The sequence below is a fragment of the Zunongwangia pacifica genome (assembly GCF_023499215.1).
GTDB lineage: Bacteria > Bacteroidota > Bacteroidia > Flavobacteriales > Flavobacteriaceae > Zunongwangia > Zunongwangia pacifica.
Genome location: NZ_JAKHSK010000007.1, coordinates 61975 through 83409 on the forward strand (window position 1 = coordinate 61975; position 21435 = coordinate 83409).

The following is a 21435-nucleotide window of genomic DNA, read 5'->3' on the forward strand; positions in this document are numbered from 1 at the left end:
TTTGTTTTTGTTCTGAATTTAATTTTTATGAGGTGTATTAGAATTTTGTCACACTGAGCTTGTCGAAGTGTTTGTGAATTGAATGATTACTCAGGCTTTCCAAATTGCGTGTAATTTTTAGAAAATCGAATAAGGTCTTGCCAGTTTTCTTTAATTAGAGCTTCTTTCTTTTTTCTGGACCAGCCTTTAAGTTGTTTTTCAAGCTTAATAGCTTCCGCTGGATTAGTACATTGAATATACCATTTTAAACTTACAGGCCTTCTTTTAAAAGTGTAACTTGATTTATTTACACCTTCATTATGTTGAGTTACTCTTTTTTGTAAGTTATTCGTCATCCCGATATAGTAAGAATTATCTGCGCATAACAAAATATAGGTATAATAAAACTTCATTTCTTTCCTAATAAAATTGCTTCGACAGGCTCAGCAAGACAAACTAACTTTTTAATAAATCGGCTTCTTCTGCATATTCAATCCATTGTTTATCTAAAGACTTCTTTGATTTTGGAATTATATGATTTTTGACTGCATCAGTTTGTATTTGATAATTTACTTTACTCAAGACTCTTTTAACATCCCATTTCTTTGGTGTTAAATTAAATGAATTAAGTCCAGCTTCTTTTTTAAACCTGTCGAATTCGACACCATTAAAATCGAGATTGTTTAATTGTTCCATATTGCTTCGACAAGCTCAGCAAGACAAACTAACTTCCTCAGCAAGACATACTAACTTCTTAATAAAACTTAAACTCACTTCACAATCTTAACCCATTTTCCTTGTGTTCTGGCAAAATATGTATTGTCGTACATCGCTTCGGCTTGTGTGCCGGGTAAATAATAAGTTCCTAAATAAGAAGCATTTAGTTTTACCGAAAAGACTTTGGTTTTTTTGCTATCCAATTCAAAATAAAAATTAACACGATCGTCCCGAATATCTTTGTAATCGGCTTCACCATCGGCACCTCCGGCTAAATCTGTAAAACTGGTGTTTACCACTTCCCAACCACTTGGAAAAATTTGAGATAGCGCAATGTTATCTACACGATCCATCGAAGTATTGGTTACGCTTACTTTGGCAATCACTTCTGTTCCTTGTCGTAATTCGGAAATATCTAAAGCATTTCCTCCGCCGTCTACAAATTGTGTTTTTACCGAAAGTTTACTTTGTTCGGTTAACTCTTCGCCTAACGGAAGTTTTCCGCTTTGCGAAACTGTCACGTATAGAATATTGTTTTTCTGGTTTTCTAATGTGAGTTGGTTAGTTCCCATTTTGATTGCCAAATTACGTTCTGCCAAGGCTTTCGTTGTTTTGATGCTTTCGCTATTTCCATTTAAACTATACTTAACTTCTACCGCTTTTCCGCCATTTTTATTGGCCATTTTGGCTAAAGCTAACAACGCATAAGATGTTTCTTGCGTGCTATACCAGCTGGAAGAGGAAAGGTTTTTCGCTAAAGAAATGGCTAATTCCCGTTGTTGTTGATCTCCCAAAAGCACCATTGTTTCTAAAGCCATTGCTTTATTTCTAAAAGGTGATCCATAGGTGTAGTAATTATAATCTTTAGTTTTAAAATTAATATTGGCGGTAGAAACGATGTCTTTGGCTACATTTTCTTTTCCTACCAAAGCATACGCCGCGGCTAATCGCCATTTTGCATCGTTACTCATTTCTCCCGATTCCCGCAGGCGGTTCATCGCGGCCAATTCCGGTTGTCCTGCTAAAGCCAGGGTGTAAAGTCGGTAGGCTTGAGTAAGACTTGAATTGTAATGAGTTCTAGAATTTCGCCATTGTCGGGCTTCATTCTGCTGGTAACGTATCCAGTTGCTTAAGAAGGTAATGGGTAAGGCATAGCCTTTTTTCTTGGCCTCCAGCATAAAATGTCCTGCATAATTGGTTCCCCATTCATCAGCTTCGCTATTTCCTGGCCAATAACTTAAACCTCCGCTAGTGGTTTGAAAATTATTTAATCGGTTAATAGCGTGTTTCACATTTTCTTCAATTTCTTGTTTTTTGCTGAAAGAAAGATCAAAAATGTCTCCCATAAATAACTGCGGAAATGCTCCGGAAGTGGTTTGCTCAATACAGCCGTGGGGATAATGAATTAAATATTCCATCCGTTTGCTGAAATCCATCGGCGGAAGTGTAGAAAACTCTACCGAAGCTGCATTACTTCCTTCAACCCCAAAAGTACTCAGGTCAATTGTCTGATTTTGCTCATTTTCTAAGGTATAAGTCGTCGATTTTTGCGTAATCGGATTAGGATTTTCAACATCAATCTCTACGAATGTTTTTGCTTTTTCTCCATTTCCGGAAGCGTAGATTTGAAAGGTTTGTGGTTGATTGGTCGCGTTGACTTCAAATTCAAAATTCACGATTTGTTCGCCTACTTCATTAAAGGATATATTTTTAGAAGTTTCTCCAATAGCTGTAAAAGCTTCGTCAGCTTTTACTTCAACTTTTACATTTTTTACTTGTTTTTCCATTGCGAAAACCGTCACGGGTAAAGTCACTTTTTCTCCCGGAGAAAGTTTTCTGGGTAACGAAGCCAAGACCATTAATGGTTTTCTTACCGGAGTTACTTTTTCGGCACTTCCGTAGGCAGAAGTAGAATGATTTCCGGCAACAACCATCGTTTTTACAGAACCCACATAATTCGGCATAAATAAACGGTGTGTTTTCGACTCGCCGGCTTTTAAATGAAACGGACCTAAATACGTGACCACGGGCTTAAAACGATCGGCTTTTCGGTTTTTGGCACCGGCCGCGGCATCGCCACCTCCAATTTCATAAATATTATCGACACTTCCTGAATACGCGCCAATTACATCATCAAAAATATCGAAGGTTTTTACCCCTAAAGCTTCCCGAGCGTAAAAAGCAGCGTGAATATCAGGGGTAGTATAGCGCGTTAAATCGAGTAAACCTTCATCGACCACGGCAAGGGTGTAGGTCATTTCCCGGTTTTGCGCTTCCATCACTTTTACGGTATAGTGCTCTTCTGGTTTTAAAACTTCGGGTATTTCAATGTTGGGTTGAAGCTTCGTTTTTGGATTTTCAACCATAAGCGGAATTACCCCGTATAACCGGATGGGTAAATCATTTTTAGTTTGGGCTTGTGGTTGCAGTAAAGAAATATTTACATAAACATTCGGCGCCATTTCCTGGGTAAGCGGAATCGAAACCTGGGTTTCTCCTTTTTGTGTCTCTACCCATTGTTTAGAAAGTACTTCAGTACCATTTTCAATACTAATAAGGGCTCTTCCTTTACTGCCGGAAGGGAATGTGATTACAGCATCTTCGCCTACTTTATACTTCTCTTTATCGGCAGAGAATACTAACATCTTTGCACTTTCTGCATCTGCGTCTGAAGGTCGCTTCCACCAATTTCTATAGAAATAAACGGTTTTACCGGTAGCGTGACCTGAAGCTTTATCGATCACTCGAATTAAATAACGACCGCCATTTCTCTCGGGGATATTTAACGTGAATTGACCTCTACCGTTAGTGCCTGTAGAAACCGTAAAATCTTTAACGGGTCGGTAAGTATTGGTGTTTTCGTAACGAGAAAGATTATCACGACCGCGGCTCCACCACCAGCGCCATTCAATCTCAAATACTTTTACTTCTAGTTCACGATTGCCTGAAACTTCACCTTGTGCATCTACGCTTACCACATCGAAAACAGTATTTTCGTCAGTATAATAAGAACCGTAGCGATGAGGTTCTGGCGCGAGCAAACCAACGAAATAATCGTAAGGGGCTAAGTTTTTAGAAAACACATCGATCGAAAAATCGCCGCCCCCTTCAAAAACTTTGGTCAAGAAGGTTGCTTTTAGCATTCCGGGTGCTTTTTTGTTCAAATCGATTTTTTTGCTGAATGAAGCTTCTCCTGTTGAAGAAAGTTGCGTTTCTAAAAGGGGCATTTCAATTTTATCAAAACTACGTACAGGATCGATAAAATCGTACTGTGAAAATTTATCGAAAGCACTGGAGGTAGAGGTTAGCGTCACTTCCATTTCAGCTTTTAAATTTCTTGCCGGCGCGCCGTGTAGCCAAGTAGCACTTAAATTTCCGGCAATGGGTTTGCTGGCATCGAGAATTTTATCATCAAAATCAAGTTTAATTTTTAATCGGTTGGGTTTTACGGTAGCGACTTTTAAGTTTTTAGAAAAACTGGCTCCCCCCACGTAAACAGTAGCGTTCCAGTTTCCGGTAGGATCGTTGTCTTGCGTAGTAATAGGGAAATAGTAGAATCCCCCTCTAGCTCCCCCCGAGGGGGAGAATTCGCCTTCTACTAAAATCTGTTGTTTCACCAGTTTACCACGTGCATCGGTCACTTCTAATTTTATGGGGTGATTTTTAGGCAGCGGATTGGCTTGATCGTTTAAAGCAAAGGTTAAATGAATTGTATCTCCTGGGCGATGAACGCCGCGTTCAGTATATAAAAAGCCTTTTAAACCTTTTTCAAGAATTTTCCCGGAAACATCAAATTTGCTTAACGAAAGCGCATTCCCGTCGTCTAGTTTGGCGTAGGCATAATTTTTTCCTTTATGGGCAATGGCAAAAGCGGCTTTTTTATCACTATCGATAATCGCGAAGCCATCTTTATCGGTGGTAATCGAAGCGATGAGTTGCTGCTGATAATTATATATTTCCACAGTTACCCCGGGTTCTGCCGTCGCACTTAAAAGGTTGGTGGTGGCAAAGTGGTAGGAGCGGTTGTTGCTTTCTTTTACGATAAAACCAAGGTCAGACCCTAACACATTGGTAACGGCAAAACGATGTTCCCGATAATAGGAATTGCTACAAGGATTGTCTCGTTCTTCCCAATTATAAGAGGATTCGCGCCAATTATAAATTTCGTTATCCCAATACTTTTCTTCGCGTTCTTCTTCATCGGTAATGTAGGAAGCATTATCATATTCTTCCTCATAATAATCCTCTTCTTGATCTTGAACGATTTCATTTGATTCAGCTTCATTTCCGCAGTCAAATGTGCTATATGCTTTTTTAAAGCTAATCTCTACCTGATACATCGCTCCGGGATCGGCTTTTATGAATTCTGAAATATTGAGTGCGTGCGCCTTCCAGGAGTTCAGCTCAAAATCACTATTGGTTTTTATGGGAATAGTCTTTTTGGCAACGCGTCTTCCTACGCGACGAATATCATAGGAGTTTTCTTCGTGTAAGTTAGCATTTTGTAAAAACTGAAGCATATTGTCTTCATAGATTTTAATCACACGAACATCGACGGCAGAGAGGTTGACGCTTTCAAAATAAATAGGTGTTTGTTCAGAATTTGGTAAGATAACACCTTTAGAAAGTAGGCGAACTGCGGGTTTGATTTGCTGAAAGGAAACCGTTTCTGAGAAATCTTTTTTTAGATTAAATCCGTAGTTATTTTTAATTCCCTTAAAAATATCAACTTTTAACGTGCCGGTAATTCGGTTAGAAGGATAGACGTGCAAGACATTTCCATCTACCTCAAAACGAAGTTGGTTTTGGTTTTCAATATTGACTAAACCTTTAAAGTTTTGATCTTCTTTTAGCGGGTCTGAAAAATTTATGGATATTGAACTTTGCTCTCCAAGTGATGATCGTAAATCAATCACCGTAAAGTTATTTTGTCCGGGAATGGGGAAGGTGTTTTTTCCTGTGTTATCCGCTTTAATTGGTTTTCCATCCCAAGAAATTTCTACTTGAGAATCGTCAATATGACGTTGAATGCTATCGATAGTAAAAGTGAAGTAATTGGCATCGGCCGCTTCTTCCGGCCAAGAGATTTTTAAATTCTTACCGTCTTGTTGGGCTTCGAGAATTTTTTTCGCGTTTTTTAATTGAATTAGATCTGAAGCTTCTAAAGTTCCGGTGACATATTGCCATTCTTTGGAGTATGACTGTAAATTACCGAGGTTGATTTTGAAGTTAGGCTGAATGGTTTTAAAACTAAAAGCAAAGGTTTCAAATCCGTCTTTTACATCATCATATAATTCGTCTAAAGCCAGCTTAACGGTATATTCAGTGTCGGGTGCTAAATAATTTTCTGGTTTAAATAATAGGGTAGTGCTGTTTTCTATAAGTAACTTTCCTTTAGTGGGTGGCGTTACTTTTATGTATTCTGAAGGGATTTCCTGCGTTATTTCAAACTGCTCCAAAGGTTGCGCCAAGTCAATTCGAATAGGCTTGGCAATAGAAGTTCTACCTTGGGTATGAAAAGAAATATATTCCCGAAACTTAAACAAGTTATCGGTTTTTTCTGTAGTAGCATCTTTGTCTTTACAAGCAGTAATTAGGCATAAGCATAGCAAGGCAAATGCGCAATATATTTTTTTCATGAAGCAACAGGTTTGTTGATTTTTAAAGTTAAAGAAATACTAACGAAAATTCTCGCGGTTCATTGGAATTTTCAGCTTTTATTTTTAAAATTTCTTTGCTCGATAATCGAAAAATGAATTCTAAAAAAATATTTCCCTGACTTAGATATAAAAGTAATTTTAGGATACTTTAGATCATTGAATGAATTTTCCAAGGGAAATTGTATAAAAATGCTACTAAAATTGAAACTTCGAAACAAAATCTTTTATAAAGATTTCACTCGCTCTCCGGAGTTTTCTTAAATCGACTTTTGATTAATAGTTTTCCTTTTTTCTTCTGAACAGCAATCCATAGATTCTCAATTTAAAAAGCGCAAAGATATGATTGGTTCGGAATATCCCGAACTAAATAAACTTAAAAAAAGTTAATTATTTGGCGCGTAAAAAATCAAGCTCATTACTTTTCAATAAGAAACCAATTCGTATCATACTACGATATTGGTCATAATCAATTAGGTTTTCATCGTAACCCGTAAACCATTCGATCATTATAAACTGGTTTACGCTATTAAACGGATTATATAAAATTCGGGGTCTTGCAGCTCCCTTCCAATTCCAGGCTAAGCCTTTTTGCAGCATTAACTGGGCATATAGCTTATTAGGAATAAATTCGTAATCAAAATTTAACTGACCGTATCCCGAATAATCCATTAAATCTGGATTGTTTTCTTTGTAGTAAAACGGCAGCCAGGCTTTCACTCCTGCAACAAGTTTTTTTGAAATCGTTCGGTTATATTCTAAAGCCACAAAATTCCAGCTACGGGAAAAAATACTGTCTCGCCCATTAGATTCGTGCTCTAAAGATAATGTAGCCAAAGCGTTCACATTATTGTTTTTATCATAGAGGTATTGGGAATAGGCAATCCCTGGATTAAAATTAATTTCTTCAAAAGGGCTAGAGAATTCATAAATATTCCAAAAGGCTTTTTGGGTATATTTTAAATATACATAAGCATCGTTAGGCACTTTTTTTCTTAAAAGCAATTGCTTAAAACTTACCTGGTATTTGGCATCGGCTGTTTGTTTGCTAATTCCGGTATGCGTTGGTACCCCTGTAATAAAATAATTGTCTTTGTGGATTGTAAAAGAGGGGATCTTTTTAACGCTATCTGTCAGGGCTTCTTTAGAAAGGTGTTGTGCGTAGGCATTGTTTAAAAAACAGAAAAATAGAATAGGATATAGAAATTTCATGGGGATAGTTAAGAATTGCTACAAATATCTACAATTTTCAGTATAAAAATTAAATAGACAGAAATTTAAAATCAATTGATAGATTTTTTAATAGTTTAAATTTATACGGTTTTGTCTAAAAAGATCAACCGTTTTATAAAAGAGATATTTTATCCCCGCGAGACATGGATAGACCTAAAGATTATAATTTTTTCATGGTTTGTATTTTTTGGATTTGCCGAGAGATTTTTGAGATTCAGTTCTTGTTACAGGTAATACTAGTTTTAAGAAATTATTAAAAATGAATAAATTTTCTTTTGCTGTGTAAAGCGGGTAAAAAGTAAGATATTTGTAGTTTATTAATTGGGAAGCATTGGAAGATTATATAATAGGTATAGGTAAACGTATTCGCGAAATTAGGAAAGAGAAAGGGCTTACGATAAGTACTATAGCCAATAATGCAGAGGTAAGTAATGGGTTAATTTCTAAGATAGAAAATGGAAGAACCATACCTTCGTTACCCGTTCTGTTAAATATTATTAGTGCCATAGAGACCGAAGTGTCCACTTTTTTTAGCAGTCTTCCGGAAGAAGGAAAAAAAACGTTTATAATTTCCCGCAAAGCTGAAAATTCTATCATAGAGAAAGAAGATGATGCAAAAGGATTTGAGTATAAATCTATTTTTGGTAGATCTTTATCTTCTATTGCGTTTGAAGCCGTTTTGCTTGAAATTCAGCCTGGATCTGACCGTGGAAAAGTGGAAACAGATGCTTACGAATTTAGATATATGCTAAGTGGAAGCTGTGTTTATAATATTGGAGATGAGGAAGTAACTTTATACCCGGGAGACTCCATATTTTTTGACGGAAGGATTCCCCACGTACCTATTAACCGGGGAGATGTACCTACTTCTATGCTGGTGCTCTATTTTTTCTTAAAAGATGCCGACAACCTTTAAAAAGCAGTCAGCATCTTAATAAAAATCAATCAAACAAAATATTTTCCAGTTCGGTTAAAGTATTTAAAATGTAATCTGGTTTGGCTGCTTCAAGCTGGTCTCGGGTTTGGGCACCGGTAAGCACTCCAACCGTTATGCCGCAATTTGCATTTTTTCCTTCAATAATATCAATTTCAGAATCACCGGCTTTTAAGACCTGTGCCGCATCGGTAACTTTAAAGTGCTGCATGGCTTTATGGATCATATTGGGGGCCGGTCTTCCTTTGGTAACATCATCTGCGGTTATAAGCAAATCTATTTCTTTACCAATTTTCCAATCTAATTTTGCTAATAATTTATTAGCTGTTTCAGTATTATATCCGGTATTTAAAACAACATGAATTTCATGTTCTCTAAGTTTTTTAAAGAAACGCGGCATTCCATCGAATGTAGCTATTTCTAATTTGTTATAAGCAGCCTTTAATGCAGGTTTAAAGGCTGCGAAGGCAGTTGCCGCTTCCTCCTGAATTTGAGCAGAGTTGGTACAATTGGTTAAAACATCTTTAATTGCCTGGTGCTTTTCCTTACCGGCACCAAATTTTAGTACTTCTTGTAGACTTACATGATAGCCTAAATCGTTAATTACCTTTTGTACAGTTTTATAAACGATATTATTTTCATTAACGGTAGTGCCTGCCATATCAAAAATGGCAAGTTTTATGTTACTCATAAAGTATTAATTAAATATTGAATTTATATTTTCTTTGGAAAACCCCGCGCTGCCTGTCATTCCTTTTCCCCCAATGCCTGTGGCAATATGAATGTGTTCCCCAATTTTTTCTAAAAAGATATCCCGTGTTTTGCATTGTGAATAAATACCAAACCATCGCTCCTGAATTTCGTAAGTAGGGAGGTCGAAAATTTTTCTGGCTTCAGCAATCATGAAATTGTCAATATCCATATTAAGGCCATAACCTAGATCTTCAATGGCTGAAGCTTCAGCATATTCATGAGAATCACCCAGAATAACAGAACCATCAGCGGCTTGTTTAAATAAAATATGCACGCCCCATTTTTTTTCTAAGCTGTCCTGTTTTTCTTTTGCTTTAATTTTTTCGAAAGAAGGGCATTCGTAAAACGCTTCATAACGCCTAATGGTCCATCCTGTTAAAATAGAGCCTGGAAGCTTATAGTTTTGTTGTGATTTTGTTCGAATCATCTGTAATTTAGAGAGTTGCAAGTCGCTCTTTGCAAACAGGCTTGGATATAAGGTCTTAAAATCACTCCCGTTGCATATTAAAACTTTATTGGCTTTCCAGGTTTCTCCAGTAGCGGTGACAACGCTTACTTCTAAACTGTTTTCGTAAATCTGGATCACTTTGGTATTGGTAAATAACTGAAGGTTTTTTTGTCCTATGAGGTATTGTTGTAACCTATGGATCATGGTACGTGGTTCTACCGTCACTTCTTCTGGAAAAAACAGGCCGACTTTTACGTAATCTGCCCTTAAACCGGGATATTTGGCAAGGCATTCTGCCTTTGTAAGTAATGATGAGGTATAATCATTGTTCTTATTGATTGTATGGAGTTCTTCAATAAGCTGTATTTCCTCTTCATTCGAAGCCAGATATACCGATCCGTTCTGCCGAATTGTAATATCAAAAGTTTTTTGGATTTGCTTATAAATTTCCAGGCTTTGTCTACCGTAATTTTGCCATTTTGTATTCATACCCGAAGGGACTACTTGTCCAAAATTACGGGTAGTAGCACCTTGGGGCATTTTATTTTGTTCAAAAATGGCGACTTTTAGACCACGTTTAAGTGCGTGATAAGCGTGAAATGTTCCTAAAACACCACCTCCTACAATAATGAGATCAAATTTAGTTATCATAAAGTATTAATTTTAGTACGATGGTGCTTGTTTTTAAGATTGAAAAATGAAATGATAACACTAATTGTCCCTAATACCGAAAGCAGATAAGCACCGTTAATAAAAAACTGCAACCAGGATATTTTGTCCATTCCAAAGTTTTTGTAAAGCAAGACTCCCATACTTCCCAAATATCCAAACGCATCTGCCAGATAAATAAGAAAACCAGCATTGCCTTTAATACGAAATGCAGCGATAAAGCGGTCAAAAAATAACGCGTTAAAGGGCACATAGCATATATATAACCCAAACCCAGAAATTACCATCCAGTAAAAGGGATCAATAATATTGACCTGTAGCAAATAAGTGACAATACCTATGGAGAATGTACCTATAAGTAAGATGCCGTGATAGGTAAGCAGGGCTTTTAGGTTATCTTTAATTTTATACACCAAAGCCAGGATTAACAAAACAAGGAAAGCTACCACAATTTCAGAAGTGCTGTACACAGAAATATCACCCGAATATCCCAAGCCATCCCAAAGCTCTCTTGCGTAATTATCACGCAGATCTCTAAATGAAGTTAAAATAATATAAAAAGAAACGAGTATAAAAAGTGGAAAAGCAAATTGCCTCAATACTTTTTTACGCTCGTTTTTTTTCATTGGCACCCGCTCTATGCGTAATTCCCTGTCTTCTTTATCTGGAGGTGGAATGGTTTCCAGAAGCTTAGCAAAGAAAATTAGAGGAGGTATAAATAAAGCTCCCGTAACAGCGGGCATCCAAAATTGAGAGACATCCCATGAAATCATTACCCATAATCCAACAGACTTTACCACTCCACTTGAAATAATAAAACTTGTACAAAGGACAACGCCCAGGATCTCAGTGTATTTTCGTCCTTCCAGATATGAAAAAACGATACCCCAGATCATTCCTAATGGAAGGCCGTTAAAGAACATACACAATATGTGATAAGGTTCTGGAACTAAACCAAAAAGTAATAAAGCTATTTCTGAGATGCCTATTAATCCTAAAAGGTAGAAGAGCCGCTGTTCTTGTTGTAATTCTGAGATGACCTTTATGCCTATAAATTTTGAAATCATATAGCCCAAAACCTGAGCAATGATAAGTAGTATTTTATAATCGATCCCAAAAGCCTGAATGCCTTCAAAGGTAGCCACCGAAAAAGGTTTCCTAAAAGCGTACATGCAAAAATATGCCCCAAAAGCGGCCAAAGAGGCCTTGCTAATAAATAAAAAATCTTTTTTCTTGATATCCATAAAGAGCCCTAATTATTCGGTAAAAGAGCGCGTGCTTTAAGACCAGAGTTTTAAAACCTACAAAATCGTCTCAAAATTAATAAAAGTTTACTTTTAGTAAAATATAAGTCTGTTTTATATTTTTAAATTTAATATTAGTCAATTATTGTGTTGTTATTTTAATTTCAGTGACCATCTGTTTAGAGGATAACTGTTCTTGTTTTTTACTTCTCTTTTTGGCTTTGCCTGTAGGGCATACGGTAAAACTTATTCTTTTCAGTAGTATAATCCAGATTACTTTGTTATAAAGCTTGCGGGGTTAGACCAGTCGCTCCAGCTCAGGTACTGATCCCGATAGCGCACCCGCCAATAATACGTGGTATTTGGAGTCAGACGACTGAGGCTCTCGTCTGTAAGGTCGTCTTTTTGTTGACGGTTTTCTTCGTAATACCAGTTTTCAGATTGTTTCCAGCTATCCACCACAGGTTTTTCAAAATCGGGGGAAGTGGCCACCTGCCAGTGTGAAGCCGCATGGGTACTGGAAGGCCTTCCGCCTGTAAACGCACTTGCTTTTAAGGTAACACCAGTGATTGGCATACTTTCATTTTTAGGGGAAATAACCTCGGGGGTATTCGGTGTTTGATTCAATTTGAATACGGTTATACTGTCCCGAAGCTCATTATTTCGGCTTTTTTCAGTATTGCCCCGACTAATGCGCTTTAAAGTAATCTGAGGATCTGCAGGATGGGGATCAACCTCAACCATCACAAAACCATATTCGTCTTGTGTTACCGTAAACTCATCGTAATCGCGGCCTTCAAATTCGCCCCAGTTATCAATCGGGCCCCCGGCTGAAGCCACATTGACCCACAGATGGTTGTGATCGCGGGACTGGCCGCGGGAGTAGCCGTGGGTATGACCAAAAAAATGAATGCTGGGTTTGCCGGTTTTGTCAGAAAAAGCTTCGAGCATTTTGACCACTTTCCCTGTGGACTCTTCTTCTCCCGGAATCCACAATTCAGACTTGTAGGGATGGTGCAACTGGGCAAATACAAAATCTATGTGTTCGTTGCTTTCAGTGTCCTTTAAGACTTGCTCCAGCCACTCATATTGCTGGTTAAGGTCTCTATAGCCTTGGTTAGAATCTAAACCTATAATCCTCACATTGCCATAATCTTTATACCACCAGTGCTCCGCATAGGCGGCATCGCCATTTTTTGGGAGGCTGAAATAGGTAAAGAAAAACTGTGTGTTTTTCTCGTGATTGCCGGGAACGGGGTACACCGGTACTTCTGCAAACAATTTTGCTACGGGTTTAAAAAAATGATCGTTCCACTGCTCATAAACACTGCCGTCAGACACCAGATCGCCGGGTATCATCACCAGTGCAAGGTTATCAGGTAACTTGCCATCAAATTCCTGATCCAGATAGGCCAAAATTCCCTCATTGACCACCTCGTTAAATTTATCAGGCTCGTTGCGGTCTATTTGCATATCGCTCATCGCGATGAGGTTAAATGGTTCTTCTTCGCCAGAAATAGGCGGGGTTTTAAACTGAAATATATCCGATTTCAAAGCACCTGTTTTCACCCGGTAATAATAGGTGGCAAAACGCTCCAGCCCGGTAAGCTTTACCTCGTGTAGGCGTGATTCTCCAAAGTTAACGGGATAGGCATCTCCGACGGTTTTCTTACCGAGTTTAGGCGTGGTTCCCCATTCTACGATGCTTTCACCATCGCCAGCCGTTTCCCACTTGATGATAATAGAAGTAGGTTCCGCATCCTGTAAATAGGGTTTTACAATAAATCGATTTTCTTGTGCATTTAGAAGGTTGCAAAAGTTAAAAAATAGAATGACAAAGCCGAGATTTAATTTCATGATATTAGGATTTTGTGACTTTTTGAAAGGCGTTTTTAAGAATGGTCAAAGCTTCTTCGAGCTGTTTAGTATCTATGGTAAGGGCAGGGCAGAGCTGTAACACATTGCCCTTTGAGACTTTAAAGCTTAGGCCGTTTTTAAGGCATTCATACATAATCGCTTCTGCTTCCTGTACTGCCTCTTCTTTAAAAACCGGATCATTAACCAACTCCACCCCCCATAAGAGGCCTATACCGCGCACATCGCCGATGATGGGAAACTCGTTTTGAAGATTTTTTAAGTTGTTCAACATCTTTTTTTCCATCTGGGCAACGTGCTGCAGGATGTTTTCATCTTCTAGTATTTGTAGGGTAGCTAGACCTGCAGCAGCGCCCATTGGGCTTTTTTCGAAAGTATAATGCCCTAACGAAATGTGATTAAATCGGTCGTATTGTCTTTTGGTCACAATGGCGGCCTGCGGGATTATGCCGCCACCCAGGCCCTTGCCCAGGCACAAAATATCAGGGATGATATCATAATGCTCATAGGCAAAAAGTTTCCCGGTACGTCCCAGGGCGATGGGGATTTCGTCCAGAATGAGCAAAACGCCATACCGGTCACAGAGTTTCCTGGCTGCCTGCCAGAACTTTTTAGACGGAATCTGGGCATCGGTATTGCGAACTGTTTCGGCTAAAAAAGCGCCTATCTGGTTATCTTTGGAAAGCACATATTCCAGGTACTCAAGCGCTTTGTCTTCGTTACCCTCATAGATACCGCGGTAGGTGATGGGTGGAGGGATGCGCTCCACACCCGGCATCATAGGCCCCATGTTTTCCCTGAAAACAGATTCCCCGCTTACGCTTACGACATCTAAAGAAGCCCCGTGAAACGAATCCCAAAAGGAAAGTACTTTGTATTTTCCCGTTACGGCACGGGCGAGTTTAAGTGCGATCCCCACTGCAGAACTTCCGTTTGGGGTCATTAGTATTTTATCTAAACCAGGGGTAAGGCTGATGAGTTTTTCAGCAAAGTTTATAGCGGTTTCATTGGTATATCGCCTTGTGGAAAATGTGAGACCATCTAATTGATTTTTTAGTGCTTCAATAAGTTTAGGATGTGAAAACCCCAATTGATGTACGTTATTTCCGTGGAAATCAAAATACTTTTTTCCTGAAACATTGGTCATTATTGTTCCGCGTGCATTAGCCAAAACATCAAGGCAAGGCGTAGATAAGGCCTGATGCATAAAATATTGGGCGTCTTTCTCCAACAGGTTTTTAGCTTCTATCGAGACTTCATTTTTTAGCCAATATTGCCGGGCTGTACTTTGGTTGATATCCCCTTCTATAATCAGTTCATTTTTAAAGACCTTATTTGCCATACCTACCTTCTTTTAATCCTTACTCAATTTATCCGCCGGAATAATTTGTTTGCCTATACCCGGGCCTTTGTATCTGGTATCCAGATAGTAATCTCCGCTACCATTAAAATACTCGATTCTAAGCTTATGTTTTCCTTTTTCGAGCTCAATGTTTCCGCTGTGTTCCTGTACACCATGATTTTTGTCGTTATCAACAACTAATTTTTCGTCTACAAATAATTTACTTCCATCGTCACTGTTGGTGTAGAATGTATAAGTTCCCGGGGTGTCAATCCTTAAATAGGAATTATAAACTACCGCGGTACTGTTAACTTCTGTAAGACTATCAAAAATGCTACTGTTCACTTCCATAGCCTTTCCGGTTTTAAAAAATTTCAAATTATTGAAATCGGGTAAATTTGCTGAGCTTTCTAACTTGTAAATTTGATAGGAAACACCGGGTTTTTTATGAGCTGAAATTTTGCGGTAACTACCTGATGAAATTTTACTTTGTAGTTTTCCTTTTTCAGCAACAATAGCTTTTATAAGAGTTGTGCTATCAATTGAAAACGGGGCTTTGTACCTTATTCCATTTTCAATAGATGGATCCGTACCATCTAAAGTATAGTAAATTACTCCGGTTTTATTGGGGTTTTTTAAAATAACTTCAGCATCATTACCAATAAACAATTTACCCGATGGGGCATATATGCCTTCATTTTCCGGTAGTAAAACCGGAGCTATCATTTGCTGCGGTTTTTTATATTTTAAAACAGGTTTTTCATAGCCAATAAAAGCGCTTTTTACAGGTCTCCCTATCCAAGCCTGAGGTGTCTTGAGGTTAGCCGCAAAAGCGACCGTCGCTGCATTGTCGTACTGATAGACTGTTTCTTTAATAGTATATCCCTTTTTTACACCGGCACCATAGAGGATAAAAGGGATTTGTACCTCGGCTAGAGATTCGCCTCCGTGACCTTTGCCCAGACCTCCATGGTCTGAAGCGATGATAAAGAGACTTTCCTTAAAAATCCCGGCATCTTTAGCAGATTGTATAATCACCCCAATTAAACTATCTGCCTTTGCCACGGCTTGATAATAGGCTGTTGTACCATGGCCTTCACTATGCCCGGCATGGTCTACGTGATCCAGGTGAATAAAGATAAAGTCTGGTTTGTGCTGTTTGATATACGCGATTGCAGTGCTGGTCGTGCCGTCTTCGTGGTCGCCGTCGATATTAAAATCAACATCCTCTGGATTAAAGAGGCGGCCAAAGCCATCCCAGTCATAAATACTTCCTATGTGAGCTTCGGGTTTTTGATCGTGATATAAGGTGAAAATGCTGGGGAATCGTCCATCATTTCCGGCAATTACTGCCGGAAGTGTATAATCGTTTGCTTCCCATGAATTTGAGGTTATGCCATGTTGCTCAGGTCCTGCCCCCATAATCATACTGGCCCAATTTGGGCTTGAACTTGACGGAAGTACTGAGCGCGCTTCAAATGTGGCGGCACCGTTTTTCACCAGACTGTCCATCACCGGAGTCTTTGCGTGTTTAATCCCGTCGGGGCTCATCCCGTCAATACCTATTACGATAATGTGCTTGGCGGGGTTTGGTTGTTCATCCTTCGAGCACGAGCAGAAAAATACTGCCGCTGTTATAAGACTGAATAGATTCTTTAAAAAAGCGTTGAATTGATTTTTCATAGTAAAAAGTATAACCAGCTGAGGTTCCTCAATAGTGAACAAGCTCAGCTGGTTTAGTATTAGTAACGGGTGCCGGTTTCCCACCATCCTTTTACATTTATGTTGTCTTCTCCCATTGCTTCAACTGCGGCTTTATAATTGGCCGTATTTAGTGTTTGTTCTGAAGATGGATATAAAAAGCGTACAGGATATAATGAGCCGTTAAGCGTATTTGGACCGGGTTTTAAAGCCGGTAGACCTGTTCTTCTGTAATTGAACCATCCCTGATAATCTACATTCCAGAGGGCGATGGTCTTTTGAGTTAACAATAACTCCAGAGAGCCGTTATAGGCTACGGTGGGCTGGATTAGATAGTTGTTTATGTCGGTCTCTGAAACTCCCCAATAAGATAAGCTTGCACGTACCCCTGCGTTGTAGTAGGTTGCTGCATCTCCAGCAATTATTTCGCGTTCTGCAGCTTCAGCAAGAATAAACTGCACTTCAGAATTTTTTATAATGTAAGCTTGTGCATCAGTAGCTGAATAGTAAAACAGGTTTACATCCAGACGGCTGGGACTGTATTCATCATCATAGGCACGCGCGTTGTCCTGATTTAAACCGATAGGGATTCCTACCCATTTGCCATCACTGTTGCGATCAAACCAAATGTCAAGCCGCGGATCGTTAAAGGTGTTGAAATATTCTAAAGCTGTGGTACATAAGCTTTTTTCGTCAAAACCTCCTATACGTCCGGTGCTTTCTGGCCAGGAATCTGTATTAGATGTTCCGCTGTAGATGAGTACCGCATTATCTGCATTTGTTTTTATAAAGTTACCGGCACTTAATATTGCTTGCATTTCTGTAGAAACATCGCGTTGTTTGGAAATGCGTAACAGGTAACGCAGGCGTAAGGAATTTGCGAGTTTTCTCCATTGCTCGGGATTTCCGTCATAGATTACATCTCCGGTAACGCCCGTTATTTTCATACCTTTTGCTAAAGCTACATCTGCATCAGACAAGTCCTGAAGCACGCCGTTGTAAATCGATTCCTGATCATCATAAACCGGGGTGAATATACCTTCGGTTTTTCCTGCTAATGCTTCCGAATATGGAACGTTTCCGTATAAATCTGTGAGATTTGCAAAACACAGCGCCCGCATTGTAAGGGCTATTCCTTCGTATGTGCTGTTTTTGGTTTCTTCAGCACGGGAAATTTCAAGAATATCGCTTATTTCGGGAAGAATTCCGTAGAAGAAATTCCACATTCCCTGATCGCCCCAGTCAAACTGGCCGAAACCCGAAAAGTTATTTTTTGCCATAAGCTGGGTGATTGTGTTTCCATCACTGTACCCCTCCTGGGTAAGTTTACGTGTAATTTCTGAAGTTACGGTAGAGGTCAGTAGATTTGCACTAACGGCTTCTGGGGCATTGGGGTTTGTATTAATCTCTTCAAAATTATCTGTGCAACCTGTAATAAGCAGCCCTATAATTACAAGACTCTGAATTATATTAATTTTTTTCATCGCTTTTATTCTTAGAATTCTAGATTAAGATTAACACCAAAACTACGTGTACTGGGTAGCGCCATATCTTCTACACCGGGAACAACAGTCCCGCCAGAGAAAGAGATAGTTTCAGGATCAACGTGGTCGTTTTCAGTCCATAATGCCAAATTTCTTCCTACAATAGAAAGTGTTGCAGTATTAAAAGGAACCTTTTTAAACCATTTCTTAGGTAAGTTGTAACCAAGTTTTACCTCCCGTAGTTTTACATAAGTAGCGTCAAACATAGAGCTCTCTTCATTACTGCGTTTGTACACATGGGAGTAGTAATTAGAAGCCGCAACGCTTTTTGAATTTTCTGTATATGAGCCGTCGGCATTTGCTATAACTCCTTCAGCAACAATACCAGTTTCACGACCTGGTACGGTAAAATCCAGCATTCCGGTTGTGCCACCAATGGCAACGGTACGTGAATGAAATTCACCGCCCTGCCTCCAATCAAATAAGAAACTGAAGTGAAAATTTTTATATTGAAAACTATTCTGAAAGCCTACCATAAAATCAGGGTTGTAGTTACCTAATTTTTTAAGCGTGTTGTCTACGATAGGAAGACCAGAATCTGGGTCGATGATCCACTCCCCATAATACGGGCTGTTGGCATCTTCCACCCTTTTAAAACCGGTACCGTATAAGTCCCCTATGCGTCCGCTTACCTTAGCGCCAACGGTGAGATAATTGCTTTTAATGGTGTAAAAATCAAGTCCGTCTGTAAGTTCTTTTACGGTTCCACGTGAGGTGGTAAAGTTAACGGTAGAATTCCAACGAAAATTTTCGGTGTGTACTGGGGTGGCATTAAGTGTGATTTCTAAACCTTTGTTTTGAATCTCCCCGGCATTAATAACCCTTGAGCTATAGCCGGAAGTATTAGATACCGGAAGGGCGATAATCTGGTTTTTGGTTACCGACTTATAAACTGCAAGGTCTATCCCCAGACGGTTTCCGAAGAAGCGCACATCTGCACCCAATTCTATAGAGTTGGTTTTTTCGGGTTTCAGATTTGAATTTTTCAATTCTGAAGGCGAATATACTCTTGAAAACCCATTAAATGTGTCTCCAAAACCATAAGTTGCTGCCAGATTATATGGGTTTGTGTCGTTTCCTACAACTGCGTATCCAGCTCTAAATTTAGCAAAGCTGATGGCTTGAGGCATTTCAAACATATCAGATAAGATGGCACTCAAACCTACAGAAGGGTAGAAGTAGCTATTGTTGTTTTCAGGTAGTGTAGAAGACCAGTCGTTTCTGGCAGTAAGATCGAGAAACAGAAAGTTCTTGTAAGCGATATTTCCAAAAGCATAAGCACTGTTTACTCTAAATTCGCTGTCGTAGTCGCTCGTAGTAAGTGGTTGTGCAGCGTTACCAAAGTTATAGATCGCAGGGATCGAGAGCGAGTTTGCACTGATGCGCTGGTAACGGTTTTTAGAAACTCTGTTGTTAGCTCCTACCGAAATACCAAAATCGAGATCCGCGTTAAGTTTTTTAGTGTAGGCCAGAAGAAAATCTGTGTTTTGCTCTTGAGCAAAGATGTAGTCTTCGCGATACTGTCCAGTTGGGAAACGTTGTGTAGAATAGGCTCGTTTTCTTTTATCCAGTTCGTTTGAATAATCTAAAACGGTGCGAATCATAAGATCCAGCCCTTTTGCCAGATTCATATCTAAACGCATATTAGTAATTATCCGATCGCGGTTAAATGCGTTTGTATTTTCATATACATTAAAATAAGGGTTGTCGTGATAGTTGTAGTTATAATTGAACTGTTGTACATTTTCTAAACCCGGCTGCCAGTAGTTTCTAAGCGAATTCATATCAATATGCCGCCCAAACCATACCCAGAGATACATGATATTCTCTGTCCCGTAGGAGTTGACGGGACGGTTATCTGAATTTGAGTTGATGTAATTCATAGAAGCACTAGCCTTAAGCCAGTCTGTAAGGTTATAAGCACCGTTAATAGCATAGGTTCTTCGCTTAAAATTGGAGTTGGGTACAATACTCTGGCTGTTAAGATCTGTAAATGAAACTCTAAAGTTTCCCTCTTTGTTAGCGCCGGTAAAAGCCACATTATTGCTCATGGTATACCCCGTTTCAAAAAAGTCTCTTATGTTATCGGGATGAGCTATAAATGGGGTTGCTATGATTTCATCTGCAAAACTACCGTCTGTATTACGTGGACGTAAGTCTACATCCCCAGCTCTAAACCCACTTGTAGTGGGGCTGTCGTGCTGTGGGATTAACTGTCCGTTAAGTGCAGGACCCCAGCTTTCATCTACATGATCGTTTATCCCACCAGTCACAGATCGGTTTTGACCTCCATCGTTAAATGCAAATTGTCCGTTAGAGCCTTGCCCGTATTGGTTTTGATATTTAGGAAGGGTAAGCAAGGTTTCAAAAGTGCTGTTGTGAGTTATAGAAACTCCAATACCTTTAGTTCCTTTTCCTGATTTAGTAGTAATCAAAACAACACCATTAGCACCTCTTGAGCCGTAGAGTGCTGTTGCGTTAGGTCCTTTAAGAACCGTCATGGTTTCTACATCGTCAGGATTGATGTCCATAGCTCCGTTACCAAAATCTACTTCCATATTCCCTTCGCTACCCACACTATTAATATTGTTGTTAATGATTATTCCATCTACAACAAAGAGCGGAGAATTTGCATTAGGACTGGGGTTAAGAGAGTTCTCCCCTCTAATGATGATCTGAGAGCTAGATCCTACTCCACTATTACCCCCGGTAACCTGTACCCCAGCCATTTTACCGGAAAGTGAGTTTACCACGTTAGTCTCTTTTGCCTCTGAGAGATCATCGCCCGAAACTTCTTGTACTGCATAAGCCAGTTTTTTGGTTTCCCTTTTAATCCCCAGGGCCGTAACTACTACTTCATCAAGACCCTGCGCATTTTCCTGAAGCGTGATCTTCACATTCGATTTACCAGTCACATCAATTTCCTGAGATTTAAAACCTATAAATGTAATTTCAATTGTATTTTGCTCATTTTCAGGAATGGTAATTGTGAAATTTCCATCAAAATCTGTTATTGCTCCGATAGTAGTATTTTTAACCCTAATGCTGGCTCCAGGAAGGGGGACACCCTTGGTGTCTGTTACGGTACCCTTTAGTACCCTGTCCTGAGCGAACAGGATAGAAGTTAAAAGAAGCAGCGTAATTTGTGTTAGATAAATTAGTTTTTTCATTTAGCTTTTGTTAATATTAGTAAACTACATAGTGCAAATTTGACTATATTTTTACTATTAGTAAACTTTTTGGCTTTATGAAATCTTTAACAGATATTAAATTTTAAATAGTACGTATTCTTTAAAAATCCAGTATTGACAGGTCTTTTTCTGCGGAAGATCTGGTGGT

13 protein-coding genes are annotated in these 21435 nt (G+C 39.1%); 1 reads left to right on the forward strand and 12 read right to left on the reverse strand.

What is annotated here, in order from left to right; all coding sequences use genetic code 11:
- Positions 1-86 precede the first annotated feature (86 nt).
- From L1967_RS06540 to L1967_RS06555, 4 genes are all read right to left on the reverse strand, one after another.
- Complete coding sequence (locus L1967_RS06540) at positions 87-392, reverse strand: GIY-YIG nuclease family protein (protein WP_249600927.1); 306 nt, start codon at positions 390-392, stop codon at positions 87-89.
- Between the two features lie 43 nt (positions 393-435).
- On the reverse strand, positions 436-675 hold the full coding sequence (locus L1967_RS06545; RefSeq protein ID WP_249600928.1) for a hypothetical protein: 240 nt from the start codon (positions 673-675) through the stop codon (positions 436-438).
- A 74-nt stretch (positions 676-749) separates the two neighbouring features.
- Complete coding sequence (locus L1967_RS06550; RefSeq protein ID WP_249600929.1) at positions 750-6335, reverse strand: alpha-2-macroglobulin family protein; 5586 nt, start codon at positions 6333-6335, stop codon at positions 750-752.
- Between the two features lie 408 nt (positions 6336-6743).
- The gene (locus L1967_RS06555) at positions 6744-7565 is read right to left on the reverse strand and encodes a phospholipase A (protein WP_249600930.1); all 822 of its coding nucleotides are present in this window, start codon (positions 7563-7565) and stop codon (positions 6744-6746) included.
- A 352-nt stretch (positions 7566-7917) separates the two neighbouring features.
- On the opposite strand from L1967_RS06555, the gene L1967_RS06560 reads away from it, so the two are divergent.
- Positions 7918-8502: a helix-turn-helix domain-containing protein gene (locus tag L1967_RS06560; RefSeq protein ID WP_249600931.1), complete on the forward strand. Its 585-nt coding sequence runs from the start codon at positions 7918-7920 to the stop codon at positions 8500-8502.
- 25 nt (positions 8503-8527) lie between these two features.
- Here the strand turns inward: L1967_RS06560 and L1967_RS06565 are convergent, their stop codons facing one another.
- The 8 genes from L1967_RS06565 to L1967_RS06600 form a co-directional block, all read right to left on the reverse strand.
- On the reverse strand, positions 8528-9211 hold the full coding sequence (locus L1967_RS06565; protein ID WP_249600932.1) for a phosphonatase-like hydrolase: 684 nt from the start codon (positions 9209-9211) through the stop codon (positions 8528-8530).
- 6 nt (positions 9212-9217) lie between these two features.
- Entirely contained in the window at positions 9218-10372 is a 1155-nt protein-coding gene (locus L1967_RS06570) for a TIGR03364 family FAD-dependent oxidoreductase (RefSeq protein ID WP_249600933.1), read from the reverse strand.
- Positions 10369-11634, reverse strand: coding sequence for a DUF5690 family protein (locus L1967_RS06575; RefSeq protein ID WP_249600934.1), 1266 nt, complete (start codon positions 11632-11634; stop codon positions 10369-10371). The genes L1967_RS06570 and L1967_RS06575 overlap by 4 nt, the downstream gene beginning before the upstream one ends.
- Before the next feature lie 273 nt (positions 11635-11907).
- A complete protein-coding gene (locus L1967_RS06580; RefSeq protein ID WP_249600935.1) occupies positions 11908-13491 on the reverse strand; it encodes a fibronectin type III domain-containing protein in 1584 nt (527 codons plus the stop codon).
- A gap of 4 nt (positions 13492-13495) precedes the next feature.
- On the reverse strand, positions 13496-14851 hold the full coding sequence (pbfA, locus tag L1967_RS06585; RefSeq protein ID WP_249600936.1) for a (R)-1-hydroxy-2-aminoethylphosphonate ammonia-lyase: 1356 nt from the start codon (positions 14849-14851) through the stop codon (positions 13496-13498).
- A 12-nt stretch (positions 14852-14863) separates the two neighbouring features.
- Positions 14864-16534 carry an alkaline phosphatase family protein gene (locus tag L1967_RS06590; RefSeq protein ID WP_249600937.1) on the reverse strand — a complete coding sequence of 557 codons (1671 nt, stop codon included), beginning with the start codon at positions 16532-16534 and terminating at the stop codon, positions 14864-14866.
- 59 nt (positions 16535-16593) lie between these two features.
- Entirely contained in the window at positions 16594-18036 is a 1443-nt protein-coding gene (locus L1967_RS06595) for a SusD/RagB family nutrient-binding outer membrane lipoprotein (protein ID WP_249600938.1), read from the reverse strand.
- 11 nt (positions 18037-18047) lie between these two features.
- Complete coding sequence (locus L1967_RS06600) at positions 18048-21266, reverse strand: SusC/RagA family TonB-linked outer membrane protein (RefSeq protein ID WP_249600939.1); 3219 nt, start codon at positions 21264-21266, stop codon at positions 18048-18050.
- Positions 21267-21435 lie beyond the last annotated feature (169 nt).

Coding starts and splice junctions, on each gene's coding strand:
- L1967_RS06540 (WP_249600927.1), bottom strand. CDS start 392: ATGAAGTTTTATTATACCTATATTTTGTTATGCGCAGATAATTCTTAC.
- L1967_RS06545 (WP_249600928.1), bottom strand. CDS start 675: ATGGAACAATTAAACAATCTCGATTTTAATGGTGTCGAATTCGACAGG.
- L1967_RS06550 (WP_249600929.1), bottom strand. CDS start 6,335: ATGAAAAAAATATATTGCGCATTTGCCTTGCTATGCTTATGCCTAATT.
- L1967_RS06555 (WP_249600930.1), bottom strand. CDS start 7,565: ATGAAATTTCTATATCCTATTCTATTTTTCTGTTTTTTAAACAATGCC.
- L1967_RS06565 (WP_249600932.1), bottom strand. CDS start 9,211: ATGAGTAACATAAAACTTGCCATTTTTGATATGGCAGGCACTACCGTT.
- L1967_RS06570 (WP_249600933.1), bottom strand. CDS start 10,372: ATGATAACTAAATTTGATCTCATTATTGTAGGAGGTGGTGTTTTAGGA.
- L1967_RS06575 (WP_249600934.1), bottom strand. CDS start 11,634: ATGGATATCAAGAAAAAAGATTTTTTATTTATTAGCAAGGCCTCTTTG.
- L1967_RS06580 (WP_249600935.1), bottom strand. CDS start 13,491: ATGAAATTAAATCTCGGCTTTGTCATTCTATTTTTTAACTTTTGCAAC.
- pbfA (WP_249600936.1), bottom strand. CDS start 14,851: ATGGCAAATAAGGTCTTTAAAAATGAACTGATTATAGAAGGGGATATC.
- L1967_RS06590 (WP_249600937.1), bottom strand. CDS start 16,534: ATGAAAAATCAATTCAACGCTTTTTTAAAGAATCTATTCAGTCTTATA.
- L1967_RS06595 (WP_249600938.1), bottom strand. CDS start 18,036: ATGAAAAAAATTAATATAATTCAGAGTCTTGTAATTATAGGGCTGCTT.
- L1967_RS06600 (WP_249600939.1), bottom strand. CDS start 21,266: ATGAAAAAACTAATTTATCTAACACAAATTACGCTGCTTCTTTTAACT.